The 21,795-nt window shown below is 62.8% G+C and carries 23 protein-coding genes; 15 read left to right on the top strand and 8 right to left on the bottom strand.

What is annotated here, in order from left to right:
* Positions 1-27: 27 nt before the first annotated feature.
* From ABD884_RS21180 to ABD884_RS21165, 4 genes are all read left to right on the top strand, one after another.
* Complete coding sequence (locus ABD884_RS21180; protein WP_345051394.1) at positions 28-657, top strand: tetratricopeptide repeat protein; 630 nt, start codon at positions 28-30, stop codon at positions 655-657.
* Positions 658-862: 205 nt separating this feature from the next.
* Positions 863-2,272 carry an N-acetylglucosamine/diacetylchitobiose ABC transporter substrate-binding protein gene (gene ngcE / locus ABD884_RS21175; RefSeq protein WP_345051391.1) on the top strand — a complete coding sequence of 470 codons (1,410 nt, stop codon included), beginning with the start codon at positions 863-865 and terminating at the stop codon, positions 2,270-2,272.
* Entirely contained in the window at positions 2,269-3,294 is a 1,026-nt protein-coding gene (locus tag ABD884_RS21170; protein ID WP_345051386.1) for a carbohydrate ABC transporter permease, read from the top strand. The genes ngcE and ABD884_RS21170 overlap by 4 nt, the downstream gene beginning before the upstream one ends.
* Positions 3,294-4,187, top strand: a complete 894-nt coding sequence (locus ABD884_RS21165) for a carbohydrate ABC transporter permease (RefSeq protein ID WP_345051383.1) — start codon at positions 3,294-3,296, stop codon at positions 4,185-4,187. The genes ABD884_RS21170 and ABD884_RS21165 overlap by 1 nt, the downstream gene beginning before the upstream one ends.
* A 53-nt stretch (positions 4,188-4,240) precedes the next feature.
* Here the strand turns inward: ABD884_RS21165 and ABD884_RS21160 are convergent, their stop codons facing one another.
* Positions 4,241-5,098 carry a DUF1206 domain-containing protein gene (locus ABD884_RS21160; protein ID WP_345051380.1) on the bottom strand — a complete coding sequence of 286 codons (858 nt, stop codon included), beginning with the start codon at positions 5,096-5,098 and terminating at the stop codon, positions 4,241-4,243.
* 81 nt (positions 5,099-5,179) lie between these two features.
* Here ABD884_RS21160 and ABD884_RS21155 point away from each other — a divergent pair, with 81 nt between their 5' ends.
* Positions 5,180-5,473: a DUF503 domain-containing protein gene (locus ABD884_RS21155; RefSeq protein ID WP_345051377.1), complete on the top strand. Its 294-nt coding sequence runs from the start codon at positions 5,180-5,182 to the stop codon at positions 5,471-5,473.
* A 166-nt stretch (positions 5,474-5,639) separates the two neighbouring features.
* On the opposite strand, the gene purL is transcribed toward ABD884_RS21155, so the two are convergent.
* From purL to purS, 3 genes are read right to left on the bottom strand one after another with little or no spacing between them, the layout of a single operon-like run.
* Positions 5,640-7,958 (bottom strand): phosphoribosylformylglycinamidine synthase subunit PurL, encoded by a 2,319-nt coding sequence (gene purL / locus ABD884_RS21150; RefSeq protein WP_345051374.1) that lies wholly within the window; start codon positions 7,956-7,958, stop codon positions 5,640-5,642.
* Positions 7,955-8,740, bottom strand: coding sequence for a phosphoribosylformylglycinamidine synthase subunit PurQ (gene purQ, locus ABD884_RS21145; RefSeq protein ID WP_345051371.1), 786 nt, complete (start codon positions 8,738-8,740; stop codon positions 7,955-7,957). The genes purL and purQ overlap by 4 nt, the downstream gene beginning before the upstream one ends.
* A 1-nt stretch (position 8,741) precedes the next feature.
* Positions 8,742-8,993, bottom strand: a complete 252-nt coding sequence (gene purS, locus ABD884_RS21140) for a phosphoribosylformylglycinamidine synthase subunit PurS (protein WP_028265707.1) — start codon at positions 8,991-8,993, stop codon at positions 8,742-8,744.
* Between the two features lie 338 nt (positions 8,994-9,331).
* Here purS and ABD884_RS21135 point away from each other — a divergent pair, with 338 nt between their 5' ends.
* The 4 genes from ABD884_RS21135 to ABD884_RS21120 all read left to right on the top strand — a co-directional run bounded on the left by ABD884_RS21135 (position 9,332) and on the right by ABD884_RS21120 (position 14,159).
* Positions 9,332-9,517 carry a hypothetical protein gene (locus ABD884_RS21135; protein ID WP_345051367.1) on the top strand — a complete coding sequence of 62 codons (186 nt, stop codon included), beginning with the start codon at positions 9,332-9,334 and terminating at the stop codon, positions 9,515-9,517.
* A gap of 110 nt (positions 9,518-9,627) precedes the next feature.
* Positions 9,628-10,404 carry a hypothetical protein gene (locus tag ABD884_RS21130; RefSeq protein ID WP_345051365.1) on the top strand — a complete coding sequence of 259 codons (777 nt, stop codon included), beginning with the start codon at positions 9,628-9,630 and terminating at the stop codon, positions 10,402-10,404.
* A gap of 50 nt (positions 10,405-10,454) precedes the next feature.
* A complete protein-coding gene (locus ABD884_RS21125) occupies positions 10,455-10,679 on the top strand; it encodes a hypothetical protein (RefSeq protein WP_345051363.1) in 225 nt (74 codons plus the stop codon).
* A gap of 303 nt (positions 10,680-10,982) precedes the next feature.
* On the top strand, positions 10,983-14,159 hold the full coding sequence (locus ABD884_RS21120; protein ID WP_345051361.1) for a S8 family serine peptidase: 3,177 nt from the start codon (positions 10,983-10,985) through the stop codon (positions 14,157-14,159).
* A 314-nt stretch (positions 14,160-14,473) separates the two neighbouring features.
* Here the strand turns inward: ABD884_RS21120 and ABD884_RS21115 are convergent, their stop codons facing one another.
* Genes ABD884_RS21115 through ABD884_RS21100 form a run of 4 tightly spaced genes read right to left on the bottom strand, consistent with a single transcriptional unit; the run spans position 14,474 to position 16,821 of the window.
* Positions 14,474-14,845 (bottom strand): serine protease inhibitor, encoded by a 372-nt coding sequence (locus tag ABD884_RS21115; protein WP_345051359.1) that lies wholly within the window; start codon positions 14,843-14,845, stop codon positions 14,474-14,476.
* Positions 14,842-15,795 (bottom strand): 3-methyladenine DNA glycosylase, encoded by a 954-nt coding sequence (locus tag ABD884_RS21110; RefSeq protein WP_345051356.1) that lies wholly within the window; start codon positions 15,793-15,795, stop codon positions 14,842-14,844. Before ABD884_RS21110 ends, ABD884_RS21115 begins: the two co-directional genes overlap by 4 nt.
* The gene (locus ABD884_RS21105; protein ID WP_345051354.1) at positions 15,782-16,303 is read right to left on the bottom strand and encodes an SSI family serine proteinase inhibitor; all 522 of its coding nucleotides are present in this window, start codon (positions 16,301-16,303) and stop codon (positions 15,782-15,784) included. Before ABD884_RS21105 ends, ABD884_RS21110 begins: the two co-directional genes overlap by 14 nt.
* Before the next feature lie 14 nt (positions 16,304-16,317).
* Positions 16,318-16,821, bottom strand: coding sequence for a MarR family winged helix-turn-helix transcriptional regulator (locus ABD884_RS21100; protein ID WP_345051353.1), 504 nt, complete (start codon positions 16,819-16,821; stop codon positions 16,318-16,320).
* Between the two features lie 122 nt (positions 16,822-16,943).
* On the opposite strand from ABD884_RS21100, the gene ABD884_RS21095 reads away from it, so the two are divergent.
* From ABD884_RS21095 to ABD884_RS21070, 6 genes are all read left to right on the top strand, one after another.
* Positions 16,944-17,153, top strand: coding sequence for a hypothetical protein (locus ABD884_RS21095; protein WP_345051350.1), 210 nt, complete (start codon positions 16,944-16,946; stop codon positions 17,151-17,153).
* Positions 17,154-17,310: 157 nt separating this feature from the next.
* Complete coding sequence (locus tag ABD884_RS21090) at positions 17,311-17,490, top strand: hypothetical protein (RefSeq protein WP_155854302.1); 180 nt, start codon at positions 17,311-17,313, stop codon at positions 17,488-17,490.
* Positions 17,491-17,604: 114 nt separating this feature from the next.
* On the top strand, positions 17,605-18,291 hold the full coding sequence (locus ABD884_RS21085; RefSeq protein WP_345051348.1) for an HD domain-containing protein: 687 nt from the start codon (positions 17,605-17,607) through the stop codon (positions 18,289-18,291).
* Between the two features lie 68 nt (positions 18,292-18,359).
* Complete coding sequence (locus tag ABD884_RS21080; protein WP_345051346.1) at positions 18,360-19,154, top strand: IclR family transcriptional regulator; 795 nt, start codon at positions 18,360-18,362, stop codon at positions 19,152-19,154.
* Between the two features lie 154 nt (positions 19,155-19,308).
* Positions 19,309-20,586 carry a cytochrome P450 gene (locus ABD884_RS21075; protein WP_345051343.1) on the top strand — a complete coding sequence of 426 codons (1,278 nt, stop codon included), beginning with the start codon at positions 19,309-19,311 and terminating at the stop codon, positions 20,584-20,586.
* A gap of 5 nt (positions 20,587-20,591) precedes the next feature.
* On the top strand, positions 20,592-21,767 hold the full coding sequence (locus ABD884_RS21070; protein ID WP_345051341.1) for a PEP/pyruvate-binding domain-containing protein: 1,176 nt from the start codon (positions 20,592-20,594) through the stop codon (positions 21,765-21,767).
* The last annotated feature ends 28 nt before the right edge of the window (positions 21,768-21,795 follow it).

Genomic DNA, 21,795 nt, shown 5'->3' with positions numbered 1-21,795 from the left:
CGCCTCGAAGCAATCAGGAGGAGCCGGATGCTGGCACAGCAGACCCTTGATGAGCTGTGGAATTTCGAGGACCCCGCGCTGTCGGAAACCCGGTTCCGAGAAGCCATGACGGATCCTGGCTACGATGCCTTTAAACACGCGGAGCTCGCCACCCAACTGGGTCGGGCCATCGGCCTGCAGGGCCGCTTCGAGGAAGCAGATGCGCTCCTGGACGGGATCGACGCCGAAGAGGAACCGACCGTTGCGGTGCGGGTACTCCTGGAACGCGGGCGCTTGCTCAACTCGGCGGGGCATCCGGCCATGGCTGTTCCGCTCTTTGAGCAGGCCGCCGAGTTGGGAGACCTCCTGGGCGAAGATTTCCTCGCCGTGGACGCCCTTCATATGCTCGCCATCGCGGACTCCGGCCACCAGGAATCATGGACGCGCAGTGTTCTCGAGTATGCCTCTGCGGTCGAGGATCCCCGCACCAAACGGTGGATGGTTTCCTTGCACAACAACCTCGGTTGGGCACTGTACGACGACGGGCGGCGCACCGAAGCGATGGTGGAGTTCCAGCTCGCTGAGCAGTGGGCGGAACGCGTCGGAACCGAGCAACAACGGCAATGGGCGCGCGAAGCTATTGCCGAGTGTGCAAAATCCTTGAATTTACGGGGCTGAAGGGCTTAAAAGCCACTTCAGAACGGTTGGCAACACATCACATTTTTGACAAAAGTTGATTGAAACTGCCCTCAAATATTGCATTTCAATCATCCGTGGTGAAGTATGTCACACGAAGGGTGCGTCGCAGCGGCGGTGCCCGGACCGATCAACTGCCGGCCGCGACCGTCAGGGTCGGTACTACGAGCCTCTGGAGGGTTTTAGGATGAACATTCAGCAGCAGTCCTTTGCACGCCGCGGTTTCCTCCGCGGCGCGCTTGCCGCGGCCGTGCTTGTGCCGTTAGCCGGCTCGATGGCCTCCTGCGCAGCCGATGGCGGCGGTGGAACCGCCGGTCCGACGGGGACCGTTTCAGATACCAATCCGTTCGGTATGGCAGACAAATCCACCGTTGACGCCGTTATTTTCAAGGGTGGGTACGGAATCGACTATGTTGACTTCGCCGGCAAGGCCTTCGAAAACGCGCATTCGGGTTCCACCGCGAAAATTTCCCCTTCGACCGACATCGCACAGGAACTCCAGCCGCGATTCGTTGGAGGCAACCCACCAGACCTGATTGACAACTCCGGCGCCAAGGCTATCGGCTTCAGCACCATCCTGGCCCAACTCGAAGACCTCACCAGCGTGGTCAATGCCAAGAACCTCGAAGGTAAAGTCATCAAGGACACCCTCTACGGGGGCGTCCTCGCTCCAGGTACTTTCGAGGGCAAACTCGCCGCCATGAACTACGTGCTGACCGTCTACGCGATGTGGTACTCCGACGCGCTGCTCAAGGACAACGGCTGGACCGTTCCGAAGACCTGGGACGAACTGTATGTACTCGGCGAGCAAGCCAAGGCCAAGGGCAAGTACTTGTTCGTTTGGGGCAAGGAAGCCGCCACCTACTATCAGGAAATGGCGATCGCTTCGGCCATCAAGGAAGGCGGCCAGGACGTTCGCCTCGGACTTGAAAACCTGAAGGCTGACTGCTGGTCCCACCCTGCGCTCCAGAGTGTCTTCACTGCCTTGGAGAAGATCATCAAGGCCGGATACTTCAAACCAGGGGGCTCCGGAACCCAGTTCACCGCGGCACAGGCCCAGTGGAGCAATGCCCAGGAAGCGTTGTTCTACCCCTCCGGTTCGTGGATCGAAAACGAGATGAAGGACCAGACCAAGTCCGGCTTCCAGATGACGGGCGCACCCGTCCCGTCCGTGACCACAAGTTCCAAACTGCCATACGCGTCATTGCACAGCGCGGCAGGCGAGCCCTTCGTGGTTCCATCGCAGGGCAAGAACGTGCCTGGCGGCAAGGAATTGCTTCGCGTCATGCTGTCCAAGGATGCTGCCACCAACTTCGCCAAGACCAAGCTCGCTCCCACCATCGTCAAGGACACGGTTCCTGCCGATGGCTTCGGCTCCACGGCCCTGGTGTCCCAGACCAAGCTGCTCAGCGACGCAGGCGACAATATCTACACTTGGAACTTCATCGACCTTTACGGCACCAACAAAGACCAGCTGGTTGTGTGGAACACGTTCCTCGATGGAAAGTCAGACGTCGCCACTTTGACCTCGAATCTGCAGGAAATTACCGACAAAATCCGCAACGACAGCTCGGTCAAGAAGATTGAAGTGAAGTGACTTCAGTGAAAACAAAAACGCTCCAGGTGGGCGACGGCGCGTCCGCCGTCGTCGTTCCGGACGCAACACCACCCGTCTACAAGAGACGGCGCAAGCCCCTCACATTCGACAAGGTGAGTTTCTTCGTTGTCTTCCTTGGCTTGCCGCTGGCGATCTACCTCCTTTTTGTGATCTGGCCTTTCATCCAGGCTTTCGGCTACTCCCTGACCGACTGGTCGGGATTCTCACCCAAGCAAAACTTCATTGGCCTTGAGAATTACCAGAAGCTCTTCACGGATGACATTTTCATGAAGGCCATGGGGAACAACATCCTGCTGGTCATCTTCCTGCCCATCATCACGATCATTCTCAGCCTTGTCCTGGCAACTTTGGTGACGGTGGGTGGCGGCAGCAGGGGTCAGATCAAGGGCTTGCGCAATTCCAGCTTCTACCGGGTTGTCTCGTTCTTCCCCTATACGATTCCGGCAATTGCCATCGGCATCATGTGGGGCCAGATCTATGATCCTTCCGGAGGCCTGCTGAACGGCATCCTGACCTCCTTGGGGCTCGAACAGTTCAAGGCATTCGCCTGGCTCGGCGACAAGAGCACCGCCATGATCGCCACGATGTTCGTCATTGTGTGGGGCTTCATCGGCTTCTACATGGTGCTCTTCGTAGCGGGCATCAAGGGCATCCCGGCAGAGCTGTTCGAGGCCGCCAGGATTGACGGAGCGGGGCGTTTCCGCACTGCCGTCTCCATCACCATCCCGTTGATCCGCGACAACATCCAGACCGCCTACATCTATATGGGCATTTTGGCGCTCGACGCGTTCGTCTACATGGCCGCCTTGAACTCCGGCGGCGGCCCGGACAACTCCACCCTGGTGATGTCCCAACAGCTCTTCTTCACCGCTTTCACCAAGGGTCAGTTCGGCCTGGCCAGCGCTATGGGCGTTGTCTTGGCCGTAGCAACCCTGATTTTCTCCGGTCTCGTTTTCCTGGTCAACAGGCTCACCGGTGGCGACAAGGATGTGTCCCTCTGATGACTACCAAAACTGCCAGCCAGGAAATGACGTCCCTGCATTTCAACCCCCGCAAACCGGTCGCCACCACCGGGGACAAGGTGGTGGGTGCCGTTTCGCACACGGCGCTGAGCATCTGGTCGCTCATCGTGATCCTGCCGTTGCTGTGGACATTCATGTCCTCCTTCAAGACGTCCAGCGAGATCTTCGCCTCGCCCTTCGCCTTGCCGTCGCAGTGGCGCTTCGACAACTACGCGCGGGCGTGGACAGAGGCCGGAATCGGCAGCTACTTCCTCAACTCCGTGATCGTCGTGGGTTCCGCCTTGGTAATCGTCATGGTGCTTGGCTCCATGTGCGCCTATGTCCTTGCGCGCTATGTCTTCTTCGGCAGCAAGGCCATCTACTACCTCATGCTTGCCGGGCTCACCTTCCCGATCTTCCTCGCCATGGTGCCGTTGTTCTTCGTCATGCGGAACCTCGGGTTGTTGAACACTTTGCCGGGCCTCATCCTGGTGTACGTCGGCTTCGCGCTTCCGTTCACCGTCTTCTTCCTGTTCTCCTTCTTCAAGTCGCTTTCCCACGAAATTACCGAGGCGGCTTCCTTGGACGGAGCAGGGGAGTGGCGGACCTTCTTCCAAATCATGTTGCCGATGGCCAAGCCGGGACTCGCGTCCGTGGCGATCTTCAACTTCCTGGGCCTGTGGAACCAATTCCTGATTCCGGTGGCGATCAATGCGGCCGGCCCCCGAGTACTATCCCAGGGCCTGGCCGCCTTCGCTGGCCAGATGGGCTACGCAGTGGACTTCGGCGCCTTGTTCGCAGCCGTCACGGTCACCGTGGTCCCGGTTCTCATCGTGTACATCATCTTCCAGCGCCAGTTGCAAGGTTCGGTATCTCAGGGCACCTCCAAATAGCACAACTTAGTTAAATAGACGCCCGACGGCGGTTCTCCCCTTGCGTGCCGCCGTCAGAGCCGCTGGTAACGGGAGCGGAACAAGGAGAAGACCCCGTAGGCCATGAGTCCTAGGCTGACAAACACGAGCACCCATCCGCCAAAGGGTTGTTTCAGGAAAGCCTTGAGCGCGGAGTCGAGGCCGCCTTGTTGGGACGGGTCGTGCGCCGCTGTGGCGATCAGGATGAGCAAGCCGACGGCACCGAGCGCCACCCCTTTTGCGCAATAACCCACCACGCCCAGCACCGTGAATGCATCTCCCAAGGCTCCGGAGGGTTTGCCTCGCAGATTCTTTTCGTATTTGCGTGTGATTCCCAAGAAGACATATGTGCCGGCAGCCGCCAGAAGCGCCACCCCGATGATCACCAGGAGGACGGTGCCGGGAGTGCTGGACATGAGGTCTGCAGTGGCTGACCGGGATTTGTCACTGCTGCTGCTTGGATGGCTAAGCGCAAAGCTGCCGAAGGTCACCGCGGCCACAGCGAAGACGACCGCTTGCCCGGCTGCCTTGAGCCGATTCATCCAGGGCTTCGAGCTGCCACCCCCGCTCCACCCCATCACGGCGTCGCTGGCCATATAAAGCGCGAGGACACCGCACGCCATCAGCCCCGCCCACAGAAGGACGACGCCGCCAGGCGTGGCGGCCATCTGGCCGACCGCCCCGCTTTGGTCGGCTTGCCCGGATGAGCCGAGCGCGATCCCCAGGGCGATGACCCCGATCAGCAGGTGTATCAGCCCCAAGGCGACGAAGCCCGCTCGCGCCACTGCCCGGACCGTCGGTGAATCCTTAGCGTCGTCGACGGCGTCTCCCACCGAATCGGCGCCCCTCGACACTGCGCTGCGGGCCTTGTTCGAATGATCGTCGTTGCCCATGGGTCTCCTTTGATCTGCCATTATCTTGCCACCGGGGGCTCCCCAGTCGGAAGGAGTACCGCCGCTCGGTAGCATGGGCGCATGTGGATCGCGTGGATCGAGTTCGACATCCGCCTCGGCGAGGTGCACAGCCTGAAGGAGAAGCGCTCCTTCGTGCGTCCGCTCATCGCCGAATTGAAGCGCCGCTTCGAGGTCTCCGCCGCCGAAACCGGGCACCTGGACCAGCATCGCCGTGCCCTTATCGGCGTAGCCGCGGTAGCCGCGGACCGGGCGCACCTCGTCGAGGTGCTCGACGCCGTCGAACGCTTTGTTGCGGCGCGTCCCGAAGTGGAACTGCTGAGCGCCCGACGCCGGGACCTCCACAGCGAGGACTGACCCCACCCGCGTACGCCCGCTCACGTCATCTGCAGGAGCGTTAGGCCAAAAGGCGCCAAAGGTGATGGAGGGTTTACCGAAGAGCGCGGATATCTGCAGGAGCGTGCTTAAAGACGATTGCTCCCCGACCCGCAGGTGGGGAGCAATCGAAGGTGAGGCCGGGTGGTTAGCCGAAGTACTTCGGCAGGGTGGCCTCGTGGGCTTCGTTGAGAGCGTCCAAGGAAAGCTCGTCCACGCCGTTGATTTCCAGCTTGCCGCCTTCAGCGTCAACCACGCCGATCCGGAGGTGGGCGAAGCCGCGGGCGGTGCACATGTCCTTGAACCGGACTTCCTCCGAGCGCGGAACGGACACGATGGCCCGGCCCTGGGATTCGGAGAATAGTGCCGTGAAGAGGTCCACGCCGTCGCGCTCCATGAGTTCTTCCAAGGCGATCCGGGCGCCCACACCATAGCGCAGCGCGGACTCAACCAGCGCAGCCGCAAGGCCGCCCTCGGAGAGGTCGTGAGCGGCGTCGATCATGCCGTCGCGCGAAGCGTTGATGAGGATCTCGCCCAGCTGGCGTTCCAGGGACAAGTCAACCTTCGGCGGCAAACCACCGAGGTGTCCCCGCAGATTGGACCATTCCGAACCATCCAGCTCCGCGGCCGTGGTGCCCAGCAGGTAGATGGCCTGACCATCTTCCTTCCAGCCGGACGGGGTACGGCGCGCGACGTCGTCGAGCTTGCCCAGCACGGCAACCACGGGGGAGGGGTGGATGGGCACGGTACCGGTCTGGTTGTACAGCGAGACGTTGCCACCGGTGACCGGGACGCCCAGTTCCATGCACGCGTCCGACAGGCCGCGAATGGACTCGGCCAGCTGCCACATGACGTCGGGGTCCTCGGGGGATCCGAAGTTCAGGCAGTCGCTGACGGCCATGGGGACCGCGCCGGAGGTGGCGACGTTGCGGTACGCCTCGGCCAGGGCCAGCTGCGCACCGTGGTACGGATCGAGGTAGGTGTAGCGGCCGTTGGCGTCGGTGGCCAGGGCCACGCCAAGGCCGGTTTCCTCGTCCACGCGGACCACTCCGGCGTCGTCAGGGAACGCCATGGCGGTGTTACCGCCGACGTAACGGTCGTACTGATTGGTGATCCAGGCCTTGCTGCACATGTTCGGCGACGCAATGAGCTCGGTGACGGCAGCGGCCAGTTCCCCGGAGGTGGAGGGGCGGCCGGCATCCTGCACGGAGCCCGTGAAGGTATCGGCCTGCACGGAGTCCTGCCATGAGGGGCGCGCATACGGGCGGTCGTAGACCGGGCCGTCGTGGGCAACGGTGCGCGGGTCGACGTCGACAATGACTTCGCCTTCCCACGTGATGATCAGGCGGCCGGTATCGGTCACTTCGCCCAGCCAGGAGTACTCCACGGCCCACTTGTCCATGACCGCTTCGAAAGCGGCAATGTTCTCAGGGGTGACCACGGCCATCATGCGTTCCTGGGACTCGGACATCAGGATTTCGCCCGGGGTAAGCGTGGGATCGCGCAGCAGGACGGAGGTCAGCTCAACCTGCATGCCGCCGTCGCCGTTGGAGGCGAGCTCGGAGGTGGCGCAGGAGATGCCTGCCGCGCCGAGGTCCTGGATACCCTCGACCAGCGAACCCTTGAACAGTTCCAGGCAGCACTCGATGAGCACCTTTTCGGCGAACGGGTCGCCCACCTGGACAGCGGGGCGCTTTGATGGCTTGGTGTTGTCGAAGGACTCCGAGGCCAGCACCGACGCGCCGCCGATGCCGTCGCCGCCGGTGCGTGCACCGAAGAGGACCACTTTATTGCCCTTGCCGGAAGCGTTGGCCAAGCGGATGTCTTCGTGGCGCATGACGCCCACTGCCAGCGCGTTGACCAGCGGGTTGCCCTGGTACACGGAATCGAACACCATTTCGCCGCCGATGTTCGGCAGGCCAAGCGAGTTGCCGTAGCCACCGATACCGGCAACGGCACCGTGCATGACGCGGGCCGTGTCCGGATGGTCGATAGCGCCGAAACGCAGCGGATCCATCACGGCAACCGGGCGGGCGCCCATGGAGATGATGTCGCGGACAATGCCGCCGATGCCGGTTGCGGCACCCTGGTAGGGCTCCACGAACGACGGCGAGTTGTGGGACTCGATCTTGAACGTCACGGCCCAGCCGTCGCCCAAGTTGGTGACGCCGGCGTTTTCGCCGATGCCCACCAGCATGTCCTTCTTCATCTCCTCGGTCACCTTTTCGCCGAATTGGCGCAGGTGGTTCTTTGAAGATTTGTAGGAGCAGTGCTCGCTCCACATCACGGAGTACATGGCGAGTTCGGCGCCGGTCGGGCGGCGGCCCAGGACCTTGACGACCTCGTCGAACTCGTTTTGCTTCAGGCCAAGTTCGGCCCACGGGAGCTCGGTGTCCGGCGTCTTGGCCGCGTTCTCGACGGTGTCGATGTTGAACTTCTTGCCGACGGTTTCAGCTGAGGTAGTCACTGTGCGCCTCCCACGATCTTGTTCAGGACGGAGGTGAAGAAGCCCAGACCATCCGTTCCGGCGTTCGACTCCGGGCCGAAACCCGGCTCCACAGCGTGCTCGGGGTGCGGCATGAGGCCCACCACGTTGCCGGCCGCGTTGGTGATGCCGGCGATGTCGCGGCGGGAGCCGTTCGGGTTCCAACCGACGTAGCGGAACACGACGCGTCCTTCGGCCTCAAGGGCGTCCAGGGTCTTCTCGTCCGCGATGTACTGGCCATCCTGGTTCTTCAGCGGCACCGTGATTTCCTGGCCGACTTCGTAGTCCGAGGTCCACCAGGTGGTGTTGTTCTCAACGCGCAGCACTTGTTCACGACACATGAATTTCAAGTGGTCGTTCTTGATCATGGAGCCGGGCAGCAGGTGCGACTCGGTCAGGATCTGGAAGCCGTTGCAAATACCCAGCACGGGCAAAGGATTAGAGGAGGCAGCACCTGATGCTGCCTTAATGATGCGTGACATCAGCGGTGCGAAGCGCGAAATGGCTCCGGCGCGCAAGTAGTCACCGTAGGAGAATCCGCCCGGGATGACGACGGCGTCCACATCCCGCAAGGCGTCGGCGTCGCTGTTTCCATGCCATAGTGCGACGGCGGTGCCGCCTGCCAGGCGTACCGCACGGGCGGCATCGCGGTCGTCAAGGGTACCGGGGAAGGTGACCACGCCGATCCTGGCCCCGGCGAGCCCGCGAGCATCAACAGGCTCGACGGCCACAGGGGCGCCGCCGATCAAAGGAAGTTCAGTCATGTCAGGCCTCGACGACCTCGACGTTGACGACGTCTTCGATCACCGGGTTGGACAGCAGGGTCTCGGCGGCCTCGCGGGCCTGGGCGAGGATGGCGTCGGTCACCTCGCCGTCGACGGTCAATTCGAAGCGCTTGCCCTGGCGGACTGCGCTGAAGCTGGTGAAGCCGAGGCGGGGCAGTGCGCCCACGATGGCCTTCCCCTGAGGGTCCAGAATCTCGGGCTTGGGCATGACGTCGACGACGATCCGGGGCATCCGGTAACTCCTGTGCGTGAGCGTTGAATAAACCTTGGTTAAGAGGCTGCCGCGGAGTGGTGCCGTCTCACGCCGGAACTGCATCCAACAGAGTTCAGCGACAGTGTGTAGATGCAGTGACTTACGGAATAAGGGGGCGCTCCGCGAGCTTGCTAGCCCATTCTACCGGGCACACTGCTTCATGCCCTATTTGTGGAGATCGGTGAAGGGGCCTTGTGGGCCGCGCCAACTCGCTGCGCGGCTCCGCCGTCGTCGGGTTTTCAGTGCCCGACGGCGGCGCTGGGCACTGAACGACGGCGGCGCTGGCCGGGGGTGGGTTGCGTCACTAGGATTGCGGCATGGCCGAGAACGCTAAGTCGATGGTTTTGCCCGTGGTCCTTGCCGCTGTTTTTGCCGGCCTGGGGAGGATGGTTTTTCAAAGAATCATGGCGGACCGGGCTGCCCGGGAAAACCGCATTTCCGTCCCTCCGGATGCTTCGACAAGGGCCAAAATCAGCGATGCCTTGCGAGGGATCAAACCGTAGAATGCCGATGAGGTCGTAGACCTCTTCGCTTTTGCATCTTAATTTTGGGGGATCAGTTTTGAAGAAATATGCCCGTACCAGATCACAGCTAGCATGCATCATGCTGGTGCTTGCTTCACTGTGTCTCAATCCGAATCCCGGGGACAAATGGATTCCCCTACGGTACGCAAGCCGTCGTCCTTAACATCACGGCTACTGGCGCTACTGCGGCGGGATTCCTCACGGCGTACCATTCGGGCGTCATGGCGCCACACACTTCCAATGTCAATTACGGGCCGGGAGAGATGGTTGCGAACCTGGCTATCGTGGAAGTCGGCGCTGACGGGCAGATCGCGATCTCCAACACTTCGACAGGAACTGTGCAGATCGTGGTTGACGCCACGGCCTATTTCGCTATGTCCGGGCCCCTGGGCTTGCCGGGCTCCTACCAGGCTGTGGCGCCCGCCAGGCTTCTCGACACCAGGACTTCGTCAGGCCCCATCGCAGGTGGCGGAAGCGTGCCACTCCGTCTGGGAGGATCCACTGGCGTTCCGGCAAACGCCTCGGCGGTGGTCGTAAACCTCACAGTGACGCAGCCGACATCATTCGGGTTCATTACCGCTTACCCAAGCGGTTCACCAAGACCCAATGTCTCGAACCAGAATTACGGAACCGGCCAAACAGTCCCCAACCTTGCCGTCGTGCCGGTGGGTCCCGATGGCACGGTGACGATCGCAAACACCTCGTCCGGAACAGCTCAGATCATTGCAGACGTTGTCGGCTTTTCCTGGCGGGGACGCCAACCACATCGGGAGCATTCGCGGGGGTTTTGCCAACCCGTCTTGTCGACACTCGCACATACGGAGGCCCGGTTGTCAACGCCGGTACTGTGCCCGTTCAGGTCGTAGGCGTTAATGGAATACCGCAAAATGCAAGTGGCGTATGGGTGAACCTCACGGTGACCGAACCGACAATCCTCGGCTGCTTCATGGCGCGCGGTTATAGGGCCCCGCGGACGTTTACTTCCAATCTGAACTTCGGTGGCGGGCAGACGATTGCGAACATGGCGTATGTGCCGATTGGAGCTGACGGCAAGATAGAGATCCAATCCATCCTCGCCTCGGTACCACGCATTGAAACCTCGCAAGTCATCGTCGATGTCTTCGGCTACACGCTCGCCTAACCCTGTGAATTGGCCGCCGTCAGGGGTTAGGTCACTGATGCGGGCATCGATCGGGACCTGAACGAACTGGACTAATACGGCACGCGGAAATGCGCGGATCTTCCGGACTAAAGGGGTTGTATTCTGATGCCGACGTGACAAGACAAAAAGTGCGAAATGTGCCCTATGTCATATTCTGCTATCACTATGTACTCTATGAAACGGCTGGGCTTTCCCTGATTACAAGAACTGTCAATCGGTGTCCATCCTCAGGTTATTGATCTTGACAAACTGCCGCGACCGTCCGGAAAGGTGCAATCACCCGTGAATTCACAAGGTAAGAGCTTCATTGGAAGCGGGGGGCTTCGAAGAGCTGCGGCATTGGCCGTCGGACTGCCCCTTCTGCTCTCCTCCGTGGCGTTGACACCCGCTCAAGCCGCGCCCGCTTCCAAGCCAACGGTCTCCGGATCAGCGGTCCCTGGGGTTGCCCCGAAGAATGTCGACCCCAAGTCCTATCAGGATGGCCGTTACGTCGTGGTGCTGGCAGAGAAGCCAGCGGCCACGTACGACGGCGGGACGCCCGGTTATGTGCCCACTAAACCGCAAGCGGGCAAGAAATTGGACGTCGGCAATGCCGAAGTGAAGCAATACCAGGCCCATTTGCAGCAGAAGCAGCAAGAAGTGGCCAAACAAGAAAACGTGAACATCAAGCGCGACTACACGGCATCCATCAACGGCTTCAGCGCTACTCTTACCGCGGACCAGGCCGTTAATCTCGCGAAGAATCCCGGCGTCCTGATTGTCGCCCCGGACACCCAGTCCGCTCCTGATTACTCCACCACTGATTTCCTCAACCTCAGCGGACCCAACGGGCTCTGGAACACCCAATTCGGCGGCCAGGACCAGGCCGGGAAAGGCACAGTGGTCGGCGTCATTGACACCGGGTACACCCCCTCGAGCAAGTTCTTCGCCGGCGATCCGGTCCAGCCGCTTGTGGGGAACCCCAAAGTAGGCGTCCCGTACCGGACCAGTGACGGCAAGATCGCCATGCTGAAAGCCAACGGAGATACCTTTGTGGGCGAGTGCCAGAAAGGCACCGGAACCGGCTCGGCCTACGACGGCAGCGCCTGCAATTCCAAGGTCCTCAGCACCCACTACTTCGCCGATGCCTTCCTGGAATCTGTTCCGCCAGCCCATCGCGCACCGCAGGAACTGATCTCGCCCGTAGACGTCGCGAGCCACGGGACGCACACGGCCAGCACCGCAGCCGGTGACTCCGGAGTGGAGGCGTCCGTGGATGGCCGCAGCTTCGGCCAGACGAGCGGCGTCGCACCGGCGGCCAAGCTCTCGATCTATAAGGTCTGCTGGGAAGACGATGACCCCAACACGGGCGGCTGCTACAGCTCCGCTGCCATCGCGGCGATCGACCAAGCGATCGCCGACGGTGTGGACGTCCTGAACTACTCCATCTCCGGCGCTACGGACACCACCACCGATCCTGTCTCGCTGGCATTCCTTTCCGCCGCTTCGGCCGGCATCTTCGTGGCCGCATCCGCCGGCAACTCCGGCCCGCAGGCCAGTACGGTCAACCACGGCGCACCTTGGATGACTACCGTCGCGGCTACCTCGTTCTCCCAGGAGCTCCAGGGAACGATCGAATTCTCCGACGGCAGCAAGTTCCGCGGGGCCAGCATCATGAACCGCCAGGTGAGCGGGGCCGGCGTCGTACTTTCCGCAAACGCTGCCTCAGGCACCGGCAACGCAGCTCTCTGTGCGCCCGGGTCCCTGGACCCGGCGAAGATCGCGGGCAAGGTAGTGGTGTGTGACCGCGGCGTGGTTGATCGCGTCGCCAAGAGTGCTGAGGTGCTCCGCGGCGGCGGCGTCGGGATGATCCTCGTTAACCTCACCAATTCCTCTTTGGACACGGACAAGCACGCAGTGCCCACCGTCCACGTGAACCCGCCGGCCTCGCAAGCCATCAAGGACAAGGTTGCGGCCAACCCGGGGCTCACTGTTTCACTGGTCGACCACGACACCACGGGGCTTCCGCTTGAGGCGCAGCCGCAGATTGCCGGGTTCTCTTCGCGCGGTCCGCTTCTCGCCACCGATTCGGATCTGCTGAAGCCGGACGTTTCGGCTCCCGGTGTTGCCGTGCTGGCAGGGGTTTCCCCCATCGGCAGCAACGGTGACGAGTACGGATTCATGTCCGGTACGTCCATGGCGTCCCCGCACGTTGCAGGCTTCGGAGCCCTGATCATGGCGAAGAACCCCGCGTGGTCTCCGGCTGCGGTCAAATCGGCCATGATGACCACCGCGAGTGACGTCAAGCAGGCCGATGGAACCAAGAACAACGATGTTTTCGCCACGGGCGCAGGGGAAATGAACCCGGCCCGCGTGCTCGATCCGGGCTTGGTGTACGACGCCGGAACTGAGGACTACCTGAAATTCATCCAGGGCACCGGCGTCGATCTCGGCTTACCGGGCCTTGGTTCCACGCTGCCGCGCGACATGAACCTTCCGTCGTTCGCCCTTGGAAACCTGGCCGGCAAAATCGAGGTCACGCGTACGGTCACGGCACTGACCCCTGGACTCTACCGGGCTACGGTCGACGTCCCTGGGGTCGACGTCAAAGTCACTCCGTCCGTGCTGAACTTCAACGAAGTCGGCCAGCAGAAGACCTTCAAGGTGACCTTCGAAAACAAGACTGCCGCCCTCGGTACGTTCGCCATGGGATCACTGAAGTGGGAGGGCGCCGATAAGACGGTGGTCTCCCCGATTGCGGTCCGTCCCCAGTCGGTGGTTGCTTCCAAGAGCGCAGCCTTCACCTCCCAGCAAGCAAGCGGCTCGGGGGACATCAACATTGTCTCCGGTTCCGACTCGCCGACGGCCGTGACTATTGACGGCCTCTCGAAGGCTGATTCTTCGGCGGCGCAGCTCACTCCGGGCCCTGTGTCCATGGCAAGCAATGCCTCGAACTTCGTCAAGACCGCCACGGTTGCTCCCGGAACGGCTTTTGCGAAGTTCTCGGTGATCTCCGCCGATCCTTCCGCGGATTTCGACCTGTATGTGTTTTCGCCGTCGGGTCAGTTGTTCACAGCCGCCACACCCAGTGCCAGTGAATCGCTCTCCCTCGACAACCCGGAGGCGGGGGATTACACCGTCATCGCGAACCTGTCCGCGAGCCCCGGGAGCCGGGCCACCAAGGCCAGCGTTGATGTCGCCATCCTGGGTGCGAACCAAGGCAACGCGACCGTCACTCCCAATCCGATCCAGCTGAAAAACGGCAAAGCCGGGAAGCTCACGTTTGCGTGGACCAAGCTGACGCCGGGCTCCTACCTCGGCCGGCTCACGTTTGCCGGTACCAGTGCGCCGACTTTCGTCTCTGTGCTGGTCTCGGCGAACGGCAGCGTCTCCGTGGCGCCGCAGGAGGATCAAGAGGGCGATCACGGCAAGGGCAAGCTGAGGAATGAAAGAGAAGAGCAGCCAAACAACGCCACGTGATGTGGCAATGATGGTCTGACGGACACATAACAACAGCGGCCGGCGGGAGTATCCCGCCGGCCGCTGTTGTTATTCTGTGCCTTTTCTGGGCGCGCGTCGTCCTTGTGGGTAGCGCCTCTACCGCTGCGACGCCCGCTCGGCTATTTGGTCGAAATCCCCGACGCTCCCTCACTTTTGAGTCCAATCGACGGGGACTCCTGCAGATTTGTGATGGAGGGTTGGGCGGGGTGGGGGGATTTGTGATGGAGGGTTGGGTGGGGTGGGGGGATTTGTGATTGAGGGTTGGGCGGGGTGGGGGGATTTGTGATGGAGGGTCAGATGTTTCCCGTGGATCCAGCCACCCCGCCGAGGAGCGCGGCCATGGTGCGCCATCGGGCGATCTCGCAACCGTCCGTCCGGCTGAAGCGGCTGCTGACTTCCCGTCCGCGGAACCGGCCCGTCACCACGGCTACCTGCGGACCGCCGTATTGCTGGGTGCAAATCCGGTCCGGCCGTGGGATCGGAAAGAAGATCTCTTCGCCGAATTGCTCGACGGCGGCAAGCGCCGCGCGGGGGTCCGGAAGGGTTGAGCCCTGGGAGACTTCGCCGCCGGAGCCGAGCAGGACGAACTCGTGTTCCACGGCGCCGGGTGCCTCCGTCAACGTGATGGTGAGTTCGACGTCGTACTTTCCCTTGTTTGAAGTCATGGGTTTCCTTTGTGAGACTGGGCCGGCCCGAGGAGCTCCAGCAGCGGCTCCACTTTCTCCAGGACCCTTGCGCGGAGTGCTTGGGCCTCTGCTGCGAATGCCCGCTGATACTCAACGTACTCGGCTTTGCCCTGCGGTGTCTCGATCCTGATGGCCGGGTAGCCCCATTCTTCAAGATCGTAGGGTGAGGCCTGCATGTCCATCGCCCGGATCCGCCAGGACAGTTCGAAGCAGTCCATCACCAGCTCGCTCGGGAGGGCCGGTGCCAGTTTGTATGCCCATTTGTAGAGGTCCATGTTGGCGTGCAGGCATCCGGGTTGCTCCATGGTGCGTTGCTTGTCCCGTGTGGGGGTGAGCTCGTTGAGCAGGATCGCGTCCGGGGTGTAGAAACGGAAAGCGTCGAAGTGCGAGCAGCGGATCCGGTTGTCTTCCACCACGGCGTCCGTGCCTTCGGAGCCCAGCCGCAGCTTGAGGTATTCGTGACGCAGCTCGAACTTGTCCTGGCGGTAGACCATGGCCCATTCGTGCAGCCCGAAGCAGCCAAACTGGGCGGGCCGCGCGACGGTGCCCGCGAGGATGATGCCGGCGAAGCGGACGGCCTCGGTGCGGTCGGCCACGAACTGTCCGCGATCGAAGGTGACTGCGACGGTACCGGCGGTGAGGCCGGCGGCCGCCAGCGCGCCGTCGTCGAGTGCTCGGTAGTACTTCCACCCGGCCCGTTCTGCCGCCTTGGGGCCGGACAGGACGACGCCGTCGCCGGGGTGCCAGCGCAGCAGCTGGCCGGGCTTCTGGGTGTAATAGGTGAAGAGGAAATCTTCAACGGGATGCTTCTCGCCAGCGGAGCGGCGGGCAAGGTATGGCTTGGCATAGCGCTCGACGCGTTCGTGGTGGGCAGCCTCCAGCGCGAGCCATGTCTCTTGCGGGAGGTGCCTTGGCCTAGGCTCCAGCACCGCTCGAACCTAGGATGTCGGCGACGGCGGCCCATGCCGCGATTTCGCAACCGTCAGTGAGTTTGTACGAGGATGCGACGCCCACGCCATCCACCGTCCCCGTGACTGTTGCCGTCTGGGGTCCGCCGTAGCGCTGGTCGCAGACTTGCTCGCTGGGGCGTGGCGGCCGCGTGAGGAGCTTGGGGTTCTTCTTCAAGGCCGCGCACGCTGCGGCTGCCGTGGGGTGGTGGCTCTCTGCGGCGGGCACGCCGTTGGTGCAAACGAGCGTGTAGCTTTCTGGCGCTGCCGTGGGGGAAAGCTTGACGATGATGGAAAGTTCGGCGTCTCCGCGGCCCGGCGTGCCGGGTGCGCCCGGCAACGGTCCGGTAGGACTGCCCGACGGCGTGGAGGAAGCGCTGCTGCCAGGGGCCGGGCTGCTGGGCGAACCGCCTCCGGGACCCGGCGTGCAGGCAGCGAGCCCGGCGACGGCGAGGACGGCCAGCACTGACCGGACTATTCGCAGGCGCATGGGTTCTCCTTGATTTATGCCAGTTTATCGCCCGTGCCGGCAGCCGGGTGCTGGGTGGCCTCGATGAGCCCGGTCATGGCCCGATGCAGTTCTGCGACCTCGGCCCGCGTGAGGTGGAGTCGCTCCATGATGGTTCCCGGCACGGCCGTCGCCTGCTGCCTGAGGGCGGCCCCGGTTTCAGTCAGTGTGATGGCGAGGGCCCGTTCGTTTCCATGGATGCGATTGCGGATCACGTAGCCCGCTTCCTCAAGCCGGCGCAGGATAGGCGAGAGGGTCGCCGGCTCGTGCAGGAGAGCTTCGCTGATGTCCTTGAGTGTCCGCGGGCTGCGTTCCCAAAGGGCCAGCATCACGAGATATTGCGGGTGCGTGAGTCCCATTTTTTCGAGCACCGGCTTATAGACACCCACTACGCTCCGCGACGCGACGGTCAGGGCGAAGCACAACTGACGCTCCAGCAATAGCTCGTCGTCACGCTGCGTGGTGGATTCACGTGGGATGGGTGCGCCTGTGTCGGCCATGGCTTGCTCCATTCTGCGTCGGGCGGTCGGGTACCCGGACGATAGTTAGTGCACTAATTGTTAGTGTACGCTTAAAGCACAACATCCTTTGAGAGAAGGCAGACCAGGTGGCCAAAGAGACCATGACCCAGAGATTCATGCGTGCGACCGGCAGGCTGCGGATCATTTTCGGACCGGCCCACAGTAGTTCCCTGGACCACGAAATGACCGAGGAAAACCAGCGGCTCCTCAAGCAGCGCCAGGCTGAAGCGCAACAATGGGAGACCATCCGCCGGCCGGACGGCAGCACCTACGTGGTCCCCAAGAACCCCGAGGACAAGTCCCTGCGCTAAAGGCCTTCAAAGGGCCCGGCCGGGGTGGGCCCACTCGGTCCTTTTGGGGGTTCGGGGCGTAAAATTGCCTCACTGGAACCACTCAGGTCCAACCGCACGGCTGGACCTCGCAGCGGGGAAGGAGGTGGGAATTGTGGGACATGCACTCGATAGCTTTATGAAGGTGACCGATCGACTGCGTTTCTGGTTCGGCCCGGCGACGCGGGGCGACATTGATACGCCTGTAGTCCACAAGCATGACGACTTCGAGACGGCGTCGGAGGAGGAGCTCGGGCATTTCGTCGTCGAATCAGATGATCAGGGGCACCATTACGGAATCCGCAAGGAAGGCGCCTAAGACCGCGTTGCGTCAACACCGCCGCAGGGGAGGTCCCTCGTTCCGGCCAGTTAGCTTCCACTGAGCGGGAATATTCCGTTGCGGCGGTCGTGAACCAGGGAGGATGGTTGCAGCATGACCAAGTTGCTGCCTGCTGCAAACCATTATGGCCAGGATGTCTCCGCCGGCATCGAAGCGGAACCCGACGGTGTTATTGCCCTGGATCCGGGTCTCGTTGCCGTCTGGGAGCTGGCTGCTCCGTTGTTGCGTGTCCGCGACAACGACGCACACACTTTGTATGCACTGGGTCTTGCTTATGCCTTGCTGGAATCGCACCCCGAGGCCGACGCTGCTGTGGTCCTTCCTGCCCTGATGCTGCACGACGTCGGATGGTCCCAGGTACCGCCGGACGAGGTACTGGAGGCGATTGCGCCGGGAGGCGGGAGGCGGGATCTTGTCCTCCTCCATGAAAAGGAAGGCGCGCGGCTGGCAGCCGGCATCCTGGCGGCGACAGGCTATGACCCCGCAAAAGTACCGGCGATCCTGGCGATCATCGACGGTCACGACTCCCGGCGCGAGGCGCTCTCGATCGAGGACGCAATCGTCAAGGACTCGGACAAGACATGGCGGCTCAGCCCGCACGGCATCGACACCGTCATGGACTGGTTCGGGCTGGACCGAGGCCGTGCTCTGCACCTCTGCAGCCAGAGAGTCCACGGCCACCTCTTCACGAAGGAAGCGAACACCATTGCCCACGCACTGACCGCACTGGAATCAGTCACGCTGTGGCCGCAACGGCGAGAGCTCCTGACCGCAGACTAGACTCTGATCCGGGTGGCCGGATGCCGGATGCCGGTTGTATTGGGCCCACGCGGACAAAGGAGGTCACGATGGCGGGCGGCAGCCGCGAACCCGGCAGGACGGTGACCTCGAAGGTCCTGGCCATCCTGGAGGCCTTCGAAAAGTCCCGGGGCGCCCTGAGCCTGACGGACATCGCCGAGAAATCCGGTCTCCCGCTGAGCACGGCGCACCGTTTGGTCAACGAACTCACCGACTGGGGCTTCCTCTCCCGCGAACCCAACGGCCGCTACCAGCTGGGCATACGGCTCTGGGAGCTTGCCCAGAATACCGGCCGCCAGCTTCGCGACGCGGCCCGGCCTTACGTCCAGGATCTTTTCTCCCTCACCGGGGAAACCGCCCATCTGGCCGTCCGAGCCGGCTACGAAGTGCTGTACATTGACCGCGTCTACGGGTCAAAGCGCGTTCCACGCGCCTCGCGTGTGGGAGGGCGGCTGCCGATGCACGCGACCGCCGTCGGGAAGGTGATCCTCGCTTTCGAGGAGGACTGGGTCCGCGACGCATACCTCAACCGGCAACTCGACCGGCACACCGCGCACACCCACGTTGACCCCAGGAAACTGTCCGCTGAACTTACGCAGATCCGAGAACAGGGTTACGCCACCACAGTCGAGGAAGTTCGGCTGGGTTCCTGCTCTATCGCCGTTCCGGTTTTCCACACCGGCAGGATCGGCGCCGCGATTGGTCTGGTGCTGCCCACCAACCAAGCCGGCACGATGACCCGGCATTTGCCGGTTCTGAAGGGTATCTCGTCGCAGATCGAGCGCGCCACGGCCCGGATACCGCTGGAGACGCTACTCGGCAGTCACATCGGGGGAACAGGCTGAGGGTGATCCCCGCGCAGCAAAGGGCGGTTGCATAACCGACTTCCGTCCAGCGGAAGCAATCCCTGCCTTATCGCGGTGATGGGGGCCACACTGGTGAATAAGAACCCGCGGCATGCAGTGGCGCTGCCGGCGGGACCGAAACCAAGGAGCCCAGATGTCATCGTCGACTGAAACGGCCGGCCGCTGTCCCTTTGGCCATGGCGCCGAAGCCCCCGCCGGGCACCACGGCTACGAGCCGTTCCAAATGAAGAATCCCTTCCCCGCTTACGCCGAACTCCGGGCCGAGCAGCCCGTCATGTTCGACGAGCGGACGGGACTCTATGTTGTCGCCCGCTATGACGACATCAAGGCAGTGTTCGAAGACTGGGAGACCTTCTCCAGCGAAAACGCCCAGGCCCCCGTCCGCGAACGCGGCGGCGCCGCGAAGAAGATCATGGACGACGGCGGGTTCACCGCCTACTCCGGTCTTTCCGCACGCATCCCCCCGGAGCACACCCGCATCCGCGCCATCGTCCAGAAGGCCTTCACGCCCCGCCGCTACAAGGCCCTGGAGCCCTTCATCCGGCAGAACGTCGTCGAGCTGCTCGAAGCCATGCTCGCGCGTCCGGAACACCGCGGCGACATGGTCAAGGACCTTGCCTATGACGTCCCCACCATCACCATCCTCACCCTGATCGGCGCCGACGTCTCCCAGGTGGACACCTTCAAGCGCTGGAGCGATTCCCGGGCAGCAATGACCTGGGGCGACCTCAGCGACGAGGAGCAGATCCCGCACGCCCACAACCTCGTGGAGTACTGGCAGGAATGCCTGCGCCTGGTCCAGGTGGCTCATGACGAAGGCGGCGACAACCTCACCGGGGACCTCGTCAAGGCGCAGCAGGAAGGCGCCGAAATCTCCGACCACGAGATCGCCTCGGTCCTCTACAGCTTGCTCTTCGCCGGCCACGAGACCACGACCACCTTGATCTCCAACGCCCTCCGCGAACTTCTGGCCCGCCCCGCGCAGTGGCGGACGCTTGTGGAGGATCCCAAGAAGATCCCCGCCGCCATCGACGAGGTCCTGCGCTACGCCGGTTCGATCGTCGGCTGGCGCCGCAAGGCCCTGAAGGATACCGAAGTCGGCGGCGTCGCCATCGAAAAAGGCGCCCAGCTGTTGCTCCTGATGGGTTCAGCCAACCGGGACGACACGAAGTTCGACGCCGGCGAGGACTTCGACATCACCCGCCCCAACGCCCGCGAGCACCTTTCCTTCGGGTTCGGCATCCACTACTGCCTGGGGAACATGCTCGCCAAGCTCCAAGCAAGAATCGCACTCGAGGAAGTGGCCCGGCTTGCCCCGGAGCTGCAGCTGGAGAACCCGGAAGCGATCACCTTCCGCGAGAACCTCTCCTTCCGAGTCCCCGAGACCGTCCCCGTCAGCTGGAAGGCCTGAGAAATATGCACAGCAACGAATACATCCAGTTCTTCGACGGCGGCATTGAACCGAAGCTCGAAAACCTCGGCGGCAAGGGCGCCTCGCTGGTTACCATGACCTCCGCCGGTATGCCCGTCCCGCCCGGCTTCGTGGTCACCACCGCCCAGTTCGACGCCTTCATGGAGGAAGCCGGCATCACCCGGGACATCCACCAGCTCCTCGCCGGGCTGGACCCCGAGGACATGGGCCAGGTGGACAAGGTCTCAGCCGCCATCCGCGAGGACATCCGCTCGCGCTCGGTGCCGCAGGCGCTGCGCGAACTCACCATCACTGCGTACGAGTCCCTGATGTCCCGCTTCGAGGCCCCGGTCCCGGTAGCCGTCCGCTCCAGCGCCACCGCCGAAGACCTCCCGGATGCCTCCTTCGCCGGCCAGCAAGACACCTATCTCTGGCTCGACGGCGTCAAGGCCGTCACTGAACACATCCGCCAGTGCTGGGCTTCCTTATTCACTTCCCGCGCCATCATCTACCGGCTTAAGAACAACATTCCCAACGAAGGCCTCTCGATGGCCGTGGTGGTGCAGAAGATGGTGAACGCGCGCGTCTCCGGCGTCGCCATCACCATGGACCCCACCAATGGCGACCGCTCCAAGATCACCATCGACTCCTCCTACGGGGTGGGGGAGATGGTGGTGTCCGGCCAGGTCACGCCGGACAACATCATGCTGGACAAGGTCACGCTGACCGTCGTCTCCGAACACCTCGGCGACAAGCACGCCGAACTCGTCCCGGACGCCGCCGCCGGCCGTCTGGTGGAGCGGGAGGTCGACGCCGAACGCCGCGGCCGCCGCAGCCTCACCGATGCCGAGCTCACCGCCGTTGCGCAGATGGCCAAGCGGGCCGAGAAGCATTACAAATGCCCGCAGGACATCGAATGGGCCCTCGACGCGGATCTGCCCGACGGCGAGAACCTGCTCCTTCTGCAGTCCAGGCCAGAAACCGTGCACTCCGCCAAGCCGACGGCGGTCCGGCAAACTGTCCAGACCCCCGCAGGTGCGGGCGGCTACTTCAGTGGGCTGAGCCACGCAACGTCTGCCACGACGCCACCGGGTGGCACAGCGCCGGCCGCCACGCCGTCGTCCCCTTCAGGTTTCAGCCTCGGGAGCATCACCGCGTCCCTGCTGAAGCCCTCCTTCTGAAAAAGTTTGACCCGCTAGTCCGCTCCAT

The sequence above is a fragment of the Arthrobacter methylotrophus genome, assembly GCF_039539965.1.
GTDB classification, from domain to species: domain Bacteria; phylum Actinomycetota; class Actinomycetes; order Actinomycetales; family Micrococcaceae; genus Arthrobacter; species Arthrobacter methylotrophus.
The sequence above is the reverse complement of the archived record's forward strand: the minus strand, read 5'-3'. Positions and strand labels throughout refer to the sequence as shown.